The 13934-nt window shown below is 68.5% G+C and carries 13 protein-coding genes; 9 read left to right on the top strand and 4 right to left on the bottom strand.

Translation table 11 applies throughout. The annotated features are described in order from the left end of the window. Window positions 1-57 precede the first annotated feature (57 nt). On the top strand, window positions 58-1017 hold the full coding sequence (locus B4V06_RS04330) for a D-2-hydroxyacid dehydrogenase (RefSeq protein ID WP_498167698.1): 960 nt from the start codon (window positions 58-60) through the stop codon (window positions 1015-1017). Window positions 1018-1050: 33 nt separating this feature from the next. Here B4V06_RS04330 and B4V06_RS04325 read toward each other — a convergent pair whose 3' ends face one another. The 3 genes from B4V06_RS04325 to B4V06_RS04315 form a co-directional block, all read right to left on the bottom strand. Then, window positions 1051-2211: an acyl-CoA dehydrogenase family protein gene (locus B4V06_RS04325; RefSeq protein WP_498167696.1), complete on the bottom strand. Its 1161-nt coding sequence runs from the start codon at window positions 2209-2211 to the stop codon at window positions 1051-1053. Between the two features lie 122 nt (window positions 2212-2333). Continuing rightward, on the bottom strand, window positions 2334-3551 hold the full coding sequence (locus B4V06_RS04320) for a mandelate racemase/muconate lactonizing enzyme family protein (RefSeq protein ID WP_498167694.1): 1218 nt from the start codon (window positions 3549-3551) through the stop codon (window positions 2334-2336). Next, window positions 3548-4657: a mandelate racemase/muconate lactonizing enzyme family protein gene (locus B4V06_RS04315; RefSeq protein ID WP_498167693.1), complete on the bottom strand. Its 1110-nt coding sequence runs from the start codon at window positions 4655-4657 to the stop codon at window positions 3548-3550. Before B4V06_RS04315 ends, B4V06_RS04320 begins: the two co-directional genes overlap by 4 nt. A 92-nt stretch (window positions 4658-4749) precedes the next feature. On the opposite strand from B4V06_RS04315, the gene B4V06_RS04310 reads away from it, so the two are divergent. The 8 genes from B4V06_RS04310 to B4V06_RS04275 all read left to right on the top strand — a co-directional run bounded on the left by B4V06_RS04310 (window position 4750) and on the right by B4V06_RS04275 (window position 12201). After that, complete coding sequence (locus B4V06_RS04310; protein WP_498167691.1) at window positions 4750-6069, top strand: nickel pincer cofactor-dependent isomerase, group 22; 1320 nt, start codon at window positions 4750-4752, stop codon at window positions 6067-6069. A gap of 90 nt (window positions 6070-6159) precedes the next feature. Beyond that, on the top strand, window positions 6160-6948 hold the full coding sequence (locus B4V06_RS04305) for an SDR family oxidoreductase (protein WP_123113446.1): 789 nt from the start codon (window positions 6160-6162) through the stop codon (window positions 6946-6948). After that, entirely contained in the window at window positions 6945-7292 is a 348-nt protein-coding gene (locus B4V06_RS04300; RefSeq protein WP_123113447.1) for a cupin domain-containing protein, read from the top strand. Before B4V06_RS04305 ends, B4V06_RS04300 begins: the two co-directional genes overlap by 4 nt. A gap of 7 nt (window positions 7293-7299) precedes the next feature. Next, complete coding sequence (locus B4V06_RS04295) at window positions 7300-8121, top strand: fumarylacetoacetate hydrolase family protein (RefSeq protein ID WP_123113448.1); 822 nt, start codon at window positions 7300-7302, stop codon at window positions 8119-8121. Window positions 8122-8208: 87 nt separating this feature from the next. Then, the gene (locus tag B4V06_RS04290; RefSeq protein ID WP_123113449.1) at window positions 8209-8637 is read left to right on the top strand and encodes a universal stress protein; all 429 of its coding nucleotides are present in this window, start codon (window positions 8209-8211) and stop codon (window positions 8635-8637) included. Between the two features lie 111 nt (window positions 8638-8748). Continuing rightward, window positions 8749-9885 (top strand): TAXI family TRAP transporter solute-binding subunit, encoded by a 1137-nt coding sequence (locus B4V06_RS04285; RefSeq protein WP_123113450.1) that lies wholly within the window; start codon window positions 8749-8751, stop codon window positions 9883-9885. Between the two features lie 85 nt (window positions 9886-9970). Further along, window positions 9971-11962 (top strand): TRAP transporter permease, encoded by a 1992-nt coding sequence (locus B4V06_RS04280; protein ID WP_123113451.1) that lies wholly within the window; start codon window positions 9971-9973, stop codon window positions 11960-11962. Next, the gene (locus B4V06_RS04275; protein ID WP_123113452.1) at window positions 11959-12201 is read left to right on the top strand and encodes a hypothetical protein; all 243 of its coding nucleotides are present in this window, start codon (window positions 11959-11961) and stop codon (window positions 12199-12201) included. The genes B4V06_RS04280 and B4V06_RS04275 overlap by 4 nt, the downstream gene beginning before the upstream one ends. Window positions 12202-12292: 91 nt before the next feature. On the opposite strand, the gene scpC is transcribed toward B4V06_RS04275, so the two are convergent. Continuing rightward, a complete protein-coding gene (scpC, locus tag B4V06_RS04270; protein WP_123113453.1) occupies window positions 12293-13765 on the bottom strand; it encodes a succinyl-CoA:acetate CoA-transferase ScpC in 1473 nt (490 codons plus the stop codon). Window positions 13766-13934 lie beyond the last annotated feature (169 nt).

Genomic DNA, 13934 nt, shown 5'->3' with positions numbered 1-13934 from the left:
GCGACCCCGACCGCCGCCACCCCGAGAACTTTGGCGGCCGACCGCGACGAGTGGACCATGTCCACCATCGACGTCGCGGTGCTCGACCACGACGCGCACGGGATCCCGGCGGCCGACTACGTGGAGATCCTCGACCGTCGCCTCCCGGACCGCGAGGTGCGGCTCGCGGCGACCCCCGACGAGCACGACCGCTACGTACGGGAGGCGACGGTGATCGCCGGGAAACACATCGACGCCGAGGAGGCCGCGAGCGCCGAGAACCTGCGGCTGTTCGCGTGTAACGCCGCCGGCGTCGACCACCTCCCGCTGGACGCGCTCGCCGAGCGCGGCGTCGCGGTGACGAACGCCTCCGGGGTTCACGGCCCGAACGTCGCCGAGCACGTGCTCGGCTGGGTGCTGGCGTTCGCGCGGCGACTCGACGAGGGGCGCCGCCGTCAGCGACGCCGGGAGTGGCGCCGCTTCCAGTCGTTCACCGAGCTCGCCGGCAGCACCGTCACGGTCGTCGGCCTCGGCTCGATCGGGGAGGCCGTCGTCGAACGGTTCGCGGGGTTCGACGTCGACACGGTCGGGGTCCGTCACACCGTCGCGAAGGGCGGCCCGACCGACGAGGTGGTCGGGTACGACGACCTCCCGGACGTGCTGCCGCGGACGGACGTGCTCGTCCTCGCGTGTCCCCTGACGGAGACGACCGAAGGGCTGGTCGGCGAGGCCGAGCTCGACGCGCTGCCGGCGGACGCGATCGTCGTCAACGTCGCGCGCGGCGGCGTGGTCGACACGCCGGCGCTCGTGGACGCGCTCCGGGCGAACGCGCTCCACGGCGCCGCGCTCGACGTCACCGACCCGGAGCCGCTCCCGAGCGACCACGACCTGTGGGGGTTCGAGAACGTCTTCATCACGCCCCACGTCGCGGGCCACACGCCGAACTACTGGGAGCGGTGCGCCGACATCCTCGTCGAGAACCTCGAACGGGTCGACGAGACCGGCGAGTACGAGGGGCTGCGGAATCAGGTGGCCTGAAACGGCGCCGTCGAAAAACCGGAGCGGACCGAACTACTGGTACGCCTGCATCCCGGTGATGTCCTCGCCGAGGATCAGCGTGTGGATGTCGTGGGTGCCCTCGTAGGTGTACACCGTCTCCATGTTCGCCATGTGGCGCATCGGCGAGTAGTCGGCGGTGATCCCGTTCCCGCCGAGCATCTCGCGGGCGATCCGCGACTGGTCGCGCGCCATCCGGACGTTGTTGCGCTTGGCCATCGAGACGTGTTGCGGCCGCATCTCGCCCGCCTCCTTGAGGTCGGCGAGCCGGTGCGCGAGCAGCTGTGCGAGGGTGATCTGCGTCGCCATCTCCGCGAGCTTCTGCTGTTGCATCTGGAAGCCGCCGATCGGCTTCCCGAACTGCTCGCGGTCGGTGGCGTACTCGCGGGCGACCTCGAAGCAGTCCTGCGCGGCGCCGACCGCGCCCCACGCGATGCCGTAGCGGGCCTGCGTGAGACACGACAGCGGCCCCTTCATCCCCTCCACGCCGGGGAGGCGGTTCTCGGCGGGGACGCGGACGTTCTGGAGGCTGATCTCGCCCGTGATCGACGCGCGCAGGCTCAGCTTCTCGTCGATCTTGTTGGTGGTGACGCCGTCGCGGTCGGTCTCGACGAGGAAGCCGCGGACCGGGGTGCCGTCCTCGGTGTGGTCCTTCGCCCAGACGACGGCCACGTCCGAGATGGGAGAGTTCGTGATCCACGTCTTCGAGCCGTTGAGGACGTAGCCGTCGCCGTCGACCTCGGCGCGCGTCTCCATCGCGGAGGGGTTCGAGCCGTGCTCCGGCTCGGTGAGCCCGAAGCAGCCGACCGCCTCGCCGGTGCCGAGCTTCGGCAGCCACTCCTCCTTCTGTGCGTCGCTGCCGAACGCGTGGATCGGGTACATCACCAGCGCGCCCTGGACGCTCGCCATCGAGCGGAGCCCGGAGTCGCACGCCTCCAGCTCGCGCATTAGCAGGCCGTAGGCCGTCTCGCTGACGCCCGGCAGGCCGTAGCCTTCGAGGTTCGGCGCGTAAAATCCCATCTCGCCCATCTTCGGGATAATCTCCTCGGGGAACGTGCCGTCGATCCAGTGTTGCCCCATGTCGTCGATCTCGCCCTCGATGAACGACCGGGCGGAGTCGACGAGCAGCCGCTCCTCCTCGGACAGGGTCGACTCCATGTCGAAGTAATCGAGCATACGATCGCTTGCGATCCCAAGGATAAATAAGTATACTCTCGCTCGCCGAGCGGTCAGGAGCGTGCGGCGCCGCGGGCGCCGAGGAGCGCTCGGGGCGATCCCCGAGAACGCCCGAGACCGCCTCAGAACCCGTCGGTTCCCTCGAGCAGGTGCTCCTCGACGACGTCCATATCGAGCTCGATCCCGAGGCCGGGCGCCTCCGGGACGTCGATACGGCCGTCCTCGATCAGCGGCTCGTCGCGCGCCAGCAGGTCGTCCCACCAGTCGACCTCCAGCGCGTGGTACTCAAGCAGGTCGAAGTTCGGCGTGGCGGCGCCGAGGTGGACGCAGGCCATCGTCCCCACCGGGCTACAGACGTTGTGCGGGGACAGCGGCATGTAGTTCTCCTCGGCGCGGTCGGCGATCCGCATCGTCTCCGTGAGCCCGCCGACCGTCGCCGGGTCGGGGGTGACGATATCGACGCCGTGCTCGTAGATCAGGTCCGACAGCTCGAACACGCGGAAGCGGTTCTCGCCGGTCGCGACCGGGGTCCGCGTCGCCTCCGTCACCTCCTTTTGCGCCTCCATGTTCTCCGGCGGGATCAGGTCCTCTAACCACATCAGGTCGAACTCCGCTAACTCGTGGGCGAGCCGCTTCGCGCTCTCGACGGAGTAGTCCCAGTGGCAGTCGAACGCGAGGTCGATATCGTAGCCGATCTCCTCGCGCACGGCCGCGACGATCTCCCGCTTCTCTCTGATCGCCGCGTTCGTCAGGCGCCCGTTGTACGGGTCGTTCTCGTTGTCGGCCGGCAGGTCGAGGTCGAACTTCAGCGCCTCGAATCCCATGTCGGTGACGCGGGCGGCCTCGGCGGCGTACGCCTCCGGGGAGTACGCCTCGGCGTCGGCGTAGGCGGTAGCGCCGTCCTCGACCGCGTACGCCTCGCCGGCGTGGCAGTCGCAGTAGAGCCGCACCTCGTCGCGGTACTTCGATCCGAGCAGCTGGTAGACGGGGAGCCCGAGGATCTTCCCGGCGGCGTCCAGCAGCGCGATCTCGATGCCGGAGGCCGCGGTGACGACCTTTCCGGTCGTGCCGCCGTGGCCCGACATCTCCTGGAAGATGTACCGGACGAGCCGCTCGACGTCGAGCGGGTTCTCGCCGACGAGGAACCGGTTCGTGTACTCGACGAGCTCCGGGACGCCGCCGCCGCGGTACGCCTCGCCGATCCCGGTGACGCCGGCGTCGGTCTCCACCTTGATCAGGTTCCACTCGAAGTTGCCCTCGACGACGCAGGCGTCGAGGCCGGTGATCTGTACGTCTCGGTCCGGGTCGCGGGTGTCGATCTGGTCTGAGTAGTCTCTCATTCGTCTTTGAATCGCTGCAGCGCGTCTTTATCCAGCGGGACGCCGTGGCCGGGGCGGTCCGGCAGTTCGATGGTCCCGTCGTCGCCGGGCGTCACGGGATCGGCGACGACGTCGTCGAACGCCTTCACGTCCATGTCCCGGTAGAAGTACTCCACCCAGAGGCCGTTCTCGATGGCCCCGAGCAGGGAGGCGTGGATGTTCCAGTTGTAGTGGGGGGCGATGGGGATGTCGTACGCGGAGGCGTGGTTCGCGATCTTCAGCCACTCCGTGATCCCGCCGCAGACGGTGACGTCGGGCTGGAGGATCGTCGCCGCCCCCGTGTCGGCGAGCCGGGCGAAGTTGTGGCGGGTGCCCTCCAGCTCGCCGGTGGCGACGGGGTAGTCGATCCCGTCGTTCACCTCGGCCATCGTGTCGACGCGGTCGATCATGACGGGCTCCTCGATGAAGTACGGGTCGTACGGCGCGAACGCCCGGCAGTTGCGGAGCGCCTCGGTACTCGACGACCAGACGCCGTTGGCGTCGAGCAGGAGGGTGCGGTCGTCGCCGATCTCGTCGCGCACGGCGGCGACGCGCTCGGCCTCCTCCTCGGCCGACAGGCGGCCGACCTTCATCTTCACGACGTCGTGGCCCTCGTCGAGGTAGCGCCGCATCTCGCCGCGGAGCGCCTCGTGGCCCTTGTCGTCGCGGTAGTAGCCGCCGCTGGCGTACGACGGCACCGACTCGGAGTGGCCGCCGAGCAGCTTGTGGAGCGGCATTTCGGCCGCCTTCGCCTTCACGTCCCAGAGCGCGATGTCGACCGTCGAGATGGCGCGCAAGAAGAGGCCGGTCCGGCCGATCTGGACGTTCCCCTCGTACATCTCGTGCCACAGGCGCTCGGTGTCGCGGGGGTCCTCGCCGACGAGCAGCGGTTCGAGCAGCGACTCGACCGCGTCGGCGATGAGGCCGGCTCCCTCGTACCCCAGCGAGTAGCCGACCCCCTCGTGGCCGGTGTCCGTCCGCACGTACGTGATCGCGTGGTCCCGGTAGGTGAGCGTCCGGTTGGAGAAGGAGACGGGCGACTCCAGCGGCAGCTTGATCGGGAACGACTCGACTTCGGTGATCTCCATGCGTGCAGCGGCGTCACACGGCTTTAAGTAGGCGGTTGTATCGGCAAGGTTCTCACCCGCCGTTTTTGTGTCGGCGGCGCGAGGGCCCCCACATGGAGTTCCCCGACCGGTCCGACGTCGACGGCCTCATCGACCCGCAGCCGCTCCCGGAGTTCGCGCGGGTGCGGTACGAGCCGCGGACGGAGCGCCTCGACGACCCCGTCGGGGCGGCCCGGGAGGCGCTCGACGCGCTCGACCTCGACGGGCTCCCCGCGGGCGCGACCGTGGCCGTCGGGGTCGGCAGCCGCGGGATCGACCGGATCGACGAGGTCGCGGCGGCGGTCGTCGACCGGCTCGCCGAGCGCGGCCGCGACCCCGTCGTGGTGCCGGCGATGGGCAGCCACGGCGGCGCGACCCCCGAGGGGCAGCGCGAGGTGCTGGCGGCGCTCGGGATCACCGAGGAGACCGTGGGAGCACCGATCGACGCGCGCATGGCGGCCGCGGAGCTGGCGACGGTCGCGGTGGGCGACGCCGACATGCCGGTGTACTTCTCCGAGGCGGCGCTGGAGGCCGACGCGGTCCTCGTGATAAACCGCGTGAAGGCGCACACCAACTTCACCGGACCGGTGGAGAGCGGGCTCGCGAAGATGACGGTCGTCGGGCTCGGCAAGCAGCGCGGCGCGAAGTCGTTCCACTCGACGGCGATCGCCGAGGGGTACGTCGAGGCGCTGACGGCCGCGCTCGACGTCATCGAGCGGGAGACGCCGCTCGTCGGCGGGATCGCCTTGGTGGAGAACTTCGAGGAGGAGATCGGACACCTGGAGGCCGTGCCCGCCGGGTCGTTCCTCGACCGCGAGCCGGAGCTGTTGGAGCGCGCGTACGAGGAGATGCCGACGCTCCCGATCGACGACGTCGACCTGCTCGTCGTCGACGAGATCGGCAAGGAGATATCGGGCGCCGGCATGGACACGAACGTCATCGGACGCTACCGCGTCCTCAACGCGCCCGACCCCGAGACGCCCGACATCGACCTCATCTACGTCCGGGGGCTCACCGAGGCGACGAAGGGGAACGGCAACGGGATCGGGCTCGCCGACCTCACTCGTCAGTCCGCGGTCGACCAACTCGACCTGAAGAAGACGTACGCGAACGCGCTCACCAGCGGGTCGCTCTCGAAGTCGAAGCTCCCCGTGGTGGCGCCCGACGACGAGTTCGCGCTCCGGACCGGGCTGGCGGCGCTGGGGGGCTACGACCCCAAGACCGTCCGGATCGTCTGGATCCGGAACACGCAGGACCTCGGGGAGCTCCGCGTCTCCGACGCCGCCGTCGACGACCTCCCGGAGGCGGCGACGGTGGTCGGCCGCGAGACGGTCGCGTTCGACGACGGGACGGCGGGGTTCGAGGACGAACCGGCGGACGGTTCGGGCGCGTGAGCCCGCCGGCGACGCGTCGGGGGCGTCCGCCCGGCCCGCCCCCTTGCCTCTAGGGAAACGTTTTCACGCCGCACTCCGGTTGAGTGAGGCATGGACCTACAGATCGACGGGAACGCGGCCCTCGTCACGGCATCGTCCAGCGGACTCGGCAAGGCATCGGCGAAGGCGCTGGCCCGGGAGGGCGCAAACGTCGTCATCAACGGCCGCGACGAGGAGCGGCTCGCGGACGCCAAGGAGGAGGTCGAGGCGGTCGCGACCGGCGAGGTCGTCGCCCACTCGGCGGACCTGACCGACGCCGACGAGATCGCGGCCTTGGTGGAGGCGACCGTCGACGAGTTCGGCACGATCGACCACCTCGTGACCAGCGCGGGCGGCCCGCCCTCGGGCTCCTTCCTCGACACCGACGACGAGGACTGGCAGCACGCCTACGACCTGCTCGTGATGAGCGTCGTCCGGCTGGCGCGCGAGTCGCACCCGCACCTCACGGAGGGCGACGGCGGCACCATCGTCAACATCACCTCCCGGAGCGTGAAGGAGGCCATCGACAGCCTCGTGCTGTCGAACTCGGTCCGGATGGGCGTCATCGGGTTAGAGAAGACCCTCTCGAAGGAGTTCGCCCCGGAGGTACGCGCCAACGCCGTCCTGCCGGGCCCCCACGAGACGAGCCGCATCCGCGACCTCGTCGAGGCCGCCGTCGAGCGCGGCGACTACGACTCCTACGAGGAGGGGCTCGACGACTGGGCGCAGAACCCGCTCGAGCGCATCGGCGACCCGATGGAGCTCGGCAACACCGTCGCGTTCCTCTCGTCGCCGAAGTCCGGGTACATCAACGGCACCGCGCTCCCGATCGACGGGGGATCCACCGGGGCGAACTTATGAAGCCGGTCGCGTTCGACGAGGCGGAGACGTACGAGCCCGACGAGGGGTGGCGGCGCGTCTCGATGGCGGGCAGCGACCAGTTCTCCTTCGAGTGGTTCGAGAAGCCGCCGGGCCACAGCTCGCCGATGCACGACCACGAGAACGAGCAGGTCTGCCTCTGCCTCGAGGGCGAGCTCATGGTCGCGACCGAGGACGACTCGGTCACCCTCCAGAAGAACGACTCCGTCCTCTTGGAGTCCAACGAGGCCCATCGAGTGGAGAACACCGGCGACGAGCGCGCGGTCGGGCTCGACGTGTTCGCGCCCGGGCGCTCGTTCGACTTCTGGACGGACCGCGAGGAGTGATCGGCCGATGAAGTACCTCGCACGCACGGCGACCGGCGACCCGCTGCTCGGCGACGACGAGGGGTACGTCCCCCTCGGCGCCGTCGAGCCGGACGTAGAGAGCGTCCGCGAGGCGCTCCCGCGGGCGGCAGCGGGCGACCTCGGCGACGTCGCCGACGCGACCGCCGACCCCGTCCCAGCGGAGGACGTGTCGTTCGGCGCGCCCCTGGCGTCGTTCGGGAAGCTGTGGGGGATCGGCCTGAACTACGAGGAGCACGCCGGCGACCTCGACGAGGAGCGCCCCGAGGAGCCCGCGAGCTTCATGAAGCCGTCGTCGGTCCTGACCGGCCCAGGCGGCCCGATCCGGCTGCCGCCGGCGTCGCAGAGCGAGCGGGTGACCGCCGAGGCGGAGCTGGCCGTCGTGATGGGCCGGACGTGCCGGAACGTCGACGAGGCCGACGCGGACGAGGTGGTGGCGGGCTACCTCCCCGTGATCGACATGACGGCAGAGGACGTGCTCCAGCGGAACCCGCGGTTCCTGACGCGGGCGAAGAGCTACGACACGTTCCTCGTGCCCGGCGCCGCGCTCGCGGTGCCGGAGGAGCCGCTCGACCTCGAGGGGCTCTCGGTGCGGACCGAGGTCAACGGCGAGGTGCGGGCCGAAAACGAGATCCGGAACATGCTGTTCCCGCCGGCGGAGATCGTCTCGTTCCACTCCGACGTGATGACGCTGGAACCCGGTGACCTGTTCAGCACGGGGACGCCCGGCGCGGCGCCCATCGACCCCGGCGACGAGGTGCGGGCGGTCGTCGAGTCGATCGGGACGGTCGACGCGCCGGTAACGCGGTAGGGGTTCGGCGTCCGACGCCAGTCGGTCGCGGCCCGACCTCTCCGACGGCAGGCACTTTTATTACGCGTTGCTCGGTTAGGTGCTCGTATGTACCGCGTACTGCTCCCCGTCGGAGGGGACGCCGGGAACGTGTTGTCCGCAGCCGACGCCGTCACGTCGCTGCCGAACGCCGCCGACGAGGTTGAAGCAGTGATACTCAACGTCTACGAGGGGTTCGAGGTCAGCGGCGAGGCCGGCCGCGTCGACTCCGAGGACGTGTGGGACGAGGAGAACTACCCAGAGAGCGTCGACGCCGTCGAGGACCGGCTGGCGGAGGCCGGCGTCGAGACGACCAGGCGGCGCGAGCACGGCGACCCCGCGGAAACGATCAGCGAGGTCGCCGCGGAGCTCGACGTCGACAACATCACCATGAGCGGACGGCGACGGAGCCCGACCGGGAAGATGCTGTTCGGGAGCACGACCCAGTCGGTGTTGCTCTCGGCCGACCGCCCGGTGACGGTGATCATCGACGAGTAATCCGACGCACGCAACGTGTTCGGCAGTTTTCACGAGGCGGAATATTCCTCCGGTTTAAACTGAAACAAACAGATACATTGTTAACGGTAGCCCGAATTGTCATGGTTGAGCATGGCAGATAGCTCGATCAATCGACGCAAGTTTTTGTACGGCACGGGCGCGGTAGGCATCACCGGACTCGCCGGCTGTAGCGGTGGGGGAGACGGTGGAGATGGCTCCGACGGGTCGGACGGCTCCGACGGGTCGGACGGCTCCGACGGCTCTGACGGCTCCGACGGCGACGACGGGTCGGACGGCGGCAGCGAGGAACTCTCGCTCCGAGTCGGGACGTCCGCCGGCGGGACCCAGGACGTCGGGCTCGCCGTCGAGCGCGCCGTCAGTCAGGAGAGCGACACTCTCGACTACTCGACCATCGAGAGCCCCGGCTACATCGGGACCATCTACCGGATGGCGCAGAACCAGTTCAACGCCGGCATCACCGACAACAACTCGCTCAACAAGGCGCTCGACGACCGCGGCCGATTCTCCGAGCAGTCGGTGTCCAGAATCCCTCAGTACGGATTCGGCGCGTTCCCGTACAGCATCTACGTCGTCGCCCGCGACGGCACGGGGATCGAGACGTTCGACGACCTCGCCGGCGCGAACGTCTATCCCGCCGAGCCGGGGTACTCGACGCGCGCGACGACCCTCGACGTCTGGTCGCAGGATCCGACCGCGGACGTCTACGACCAGATGAACATCCAGAACATGGGCGTCGGTGACGCGCCCGGCGCGATGGAGGAGGGGACCATCGACGCGTCCATCGCGTACGGCGCGCCGGGCGTTCGGTACACCGGCTTCGTTCAGGAGATGGCCTCTCGCGTTGACCTCCACTACGTCGAACCGACGGACGCGCTCATCGAGTCCGCGAACTCGTACTCCGGCGCCGGTACGACCCGGACTCCCTACAGCGACTGGCAGATCGCGGGCACGGACATCGGCACCGACGAGGTGTTCACCTGGGACCTCGAGGTCAACTACACGTTCAACCCCGAAGCCAATCCGGACGCCGTCTACGAGCTCTGCCGCGTCGCCCACGAGCACAACGACGTCGTCAACAACGGCGAAGCGCAGTTCAACGACTACGACTCCGCCGAGGAGATGCTCGCCTACGCGCAGGAGCGCATCCCGGTCCACCCCGGTGCCGTCCAGTACTACAAGGACAACGACGCCTGGGACGACAGCCTCCAAGAGGGCGACACGGCGTAACCTCTCCCAGCTGGCGTAATTCCGACTGGCGAAGCGGAATCCAACTAATATTAATATTTTACTACAAACAAACCCACACCCAAACATGGATACACAATCCGAACAACAGACCGGTCCCGCGGGGTGGCTACGAGGCCTCGACGTCAGCGTCACGCTCACAGCCGTCCTGTTCTGGGTGACCGTCCTCTGGTGGGCGTCCACCCAGCAGTGGTCGACGGTCAAGTACGCCGTGCTGTTCGTCGGCGGCATCATGACGGTGTACGCCCTCGACGAAACCCGCGAATCGCTCGAAGAAGGCAGCCGGATAGACGCCTTAGTGTTGCTACCGTCGGCCGGCGTACTCATCACGGCGTCGTTTTACTTCTTCCTGAACTTCGAGATGGTGTATCTCCTGCGTCAGGGGTTCGCCAGCGAACACGAGTACATGCTCGCGCGGCTCATCATCATCTCGCTGCTGTACCTCACGTGGCGCGAGTTCGGGAACCTATTCCTCGGACTCGTCATCAGCGTGATGCTGTACGCGATGTTCGGCGACGCCGTTCCCGGGGTCCTCGGACACGCCGGGATGAACCAGCTAACCCTCCTCCAGGCGACGGTCACGGACCTGTACGGGTTCTACGGCTCGCTCACACAGCTGACGGCGTCGTGGATCGCGCCGTTCCTCCTGTACGCCGGACTGCTGTTCGCGTACGGCGCGTTCGACCTGATCCTCCGGCTGGCCATCGTCGCGGCCGGCCGCATCCGCTCGGGCGTGGCACAGACGGCCGTGCTCTCTTCTGCGGTCATCGGCTCCATCAACGGCTCGTACACGGCGAACGCCGCCATGACGGGGTCGTTCACGATTCCGACGATGAAAGAGAGCGGGATGTCCGGCCACCGCGCGGCCGGCATCGAAGCCGTCGCCTCGACCGCAGGACAGGTGCTCCCGCCGGTCATGGGCGCCTCCGCGTTCGTGATGGCGTCGTACCTCGGCGTGGCGTACCTCAACATCGTCGTCGCGGGGCTGGTCCCCGCGGCGATCCTGGTCACGTCGATCGCCATCGCGGTCCACTACACCGCGATTAGCGACTCCAGCGATCAGGACATGGAGTTCTCGGAGTTCTTCGACGAGACGCTCTCGCGCAACGAGAAGATCGCCGAGGCGCTGCGGTTCGGCATCCCGTTCGGCGTCCTGATCTACTACCTCGGCTTCGCCCAGTACACGGTGATGACGTCGGCGATGTACACCGTGTTCGCGATGATACTCACAGGCGTCCTGATGCCGCCGCTCCAGCGGCTCGTCGACGGTTCGGACGTCTCGCCGGCCTCGGAGTTCGTCACGCAGGTCAAGAACACGATTCACGGCTTCCGGCGAGGCGCCATCATCCTCGCGCCCATCGCCATCATCCTCGTGGTCATCAGCGGCGTCGTGAACCTGTTCTCGACGACCGGCGTTCCCGCGAAGATCGCGCTGTTGATGATCAACCTCTCCGGCGGCATCCTGCTGTTCGCGGTGTTGCTCGGGATGGCCGTCGCCATCGTAATGGGCGTCGGGATGCCGACGGTGGCCGCCTACGTCATCGTGGCTATCCTCATCGTCCCGACGTTCGTCTCCGAGTTCGGCGTCGCGGAGATCACCGCTCACTACACGATGTTCTACGCGGCCATCCTGGCGGGCATCACACCGCCGGTGGCGACGGCGGCCGTCGTCGCGGCGGGTATCGCGGAGGCGAACTTCTGGCGGACCTGCGGAGCGGCGCTGAAAATCGCCGCGCCGCTGTTCGTCCTCCCCGTCGCGTTCGTCTATAACCCCGCTCTGATTTCGATGTCTCCGGGACTCAACACGCTCTTCGTCGGCCTCCTAGTCGTGATGGGCGCCATCTCCATCATCTACGGGCTGAACTACCCGTTCGAGATGTCCGTCGGGCGCAAAATGCTCGCCCGGAGCGCGCTCACGGTGCTCGGCGTGCTCGTCATGACGTACCCGATGGTGCTCGCGAAGGTCGCGGGCATCGTCGTCTTCGCCGCCGTCTTCGTCGCTGAGAAGGTGATGGTCCGCGGGCTCGAGAACCCTCTCGGGAAGGAGGTGAAACAATGAGCTCCCAACAGGAAGCCCCCGAAGACCAGGTCGACACGTCAAACGTCGGCGGCCTCGAAGAAGTCGTTCCGGATCCGCTGATGCCGGTCTGGCGCCGCATCGAGCTGATTCAGGACTTCCGCAGAACCCACGGCGACACCTACGTGACGGTCCTAGAGATACTGACGGCGATCGCACTGGCCGTCGGCTACGGCTGGTGGGTGTTACTCTACTTCACTGGCGGCGGCGTCAGCCTGTAGCCGACCGTCCCCGTTTCTCACACCCGTTCGTTTCGCCGCCGACTCCGACTGTGAAACAGCGTGTGGAACCGCAGAATAGCGGGCCCGCTCGTTACTCGTGCCACTCGGCCGCGCGCTGGACGTCGTGCGGGATGTGGTTGTCCTGCTCGCGGACGTCGTCGAGGTACGAGCGCAGTTCGGGCGCGAACTCGGGGTGCGCGCAGTTCTCGATGATGCGCTCGGCGCGCTCGACGGGCGACAGCCCGCGGACGTCAGCGACGCCCTGCTCGGTGACGAACACGTCGACGTCGTGTTCGGTGTGGTCGACGTGGAACGTCATCGGGACGACGCGGGAGACTTCGCCGCCCTTCAGGGCCGACGGAAGTGCACAGACCGTCACCAAGGAGTTCCGGTTGAAGTCCGCGGAGCCGCCGACGCCGTTGATCATCTGCTTGCCGCCGACGTGCGTGGAGTTGACGTTCCCGTAGATGTCGAACTCGATGGCGCTGTTGACGCCGACGACGCCGAACTGATCGATGACGCCCGGGTGGTTCGAGACGTCCGCCGGCCGCAGCACGACGTCCTCGGCGTACCGCTCGACGTTCTCGAAGAGTCGCTGCTGGCCCTCGTCGGTGAGCGCCATCGACGTCGCGCTCGCGCACTCCAAGCGGCCGTCGTCGAGCATGTCGAGCAGGCCGTCCTGGATGAGCTCGCCGAAGTAGACGACGTCGCGGCCGCCGAAGTCGAGCTCCTTGAGTTCGCCCATCAGCGCGTTCCCGAGCGACCCGACGCCGAACTGGAGGTGGACGGCGTCTTCGAACACCGGCGAGCGCTCCATCTCGGCGTCGAGGAACGCTCCGAGGTTCTCCGCGATGGCGAGGTCGTCGTCGGTCGGGTCGCGGAACGTGTACGTGGAGTCCGCGATGTCCGTCTCCACGACGCCCGCCAGCTTCTCGGGGTCGAAGCTGACGTGCGTGGTGCCGATGCGCTCGCCCGGGTCGGAGATGGGGACGGGGTCGCGGTTCGGCGGCGCGTCCGGGCGGTAGATATCGTGGAGCGCCTGCAGTTCGAGCGGCTGGCGGCGGTTCAGCTCCACGTACAGCCTGTCGGCCGCCTCCACGAACGCAGGCACTTGGCCGAGCGACGTCGACGGCACGAACCAGTCCTCGCCGACGGCGACCGCTTCGACGATCGCGACGTCGGGGTCGACCATCCCGCCGTGCTGGACCTCGTCGCCGATCGAGGAGGCGTTCCGGTCGCTGAACGACACCTCGCGACGGTTCGTCAGGTCGCGGGCGACCCGGGAGGACTGGTAGGAGAACCGGCGCTCGACGGCGCCGGACTCCACGAGGTCGACGTCGATCTCGTCGCCGACGTTCCCGCTGGCGACCAGCGTGAGCGACAGGCCGCGGGGCGACGACGCCAGCGCGAGCGGGATCGCCTTCGGGTAGCCGACGCTGCCGAAGCCGCTCGTGAGCACCGTCGCGTCGGGGTCGAGCGCGGCGGCCGCCGCCTCCGCGTCGACGGTCGGCACGTCGTCGTGGAGCCGGTGCTCGACCGGCCGCCGGTCGGGACCGCGGCTCATCGACTCCTCCGGTCCGAGGTGGCGGAGCGCTCGCGAGGGGCGGGGCGCTCGCGAGGGGCAGTGCGACCGTCGGTGGCGACCCGAACGGGGACGCCGCGAATCGGGGGGAGCGGGTGGAGTGTCATGGTTCTGAGAGCGGGACGCGCCGCGCGGGAGCGGCGGCTCTCTC

The sequence above is a fragment of the Halorubrum sp. B53 genome (assembly GCF_059752395.1).
This window is presented reverse-complemented; position numbering and strand designations above follow the sequence as displayed.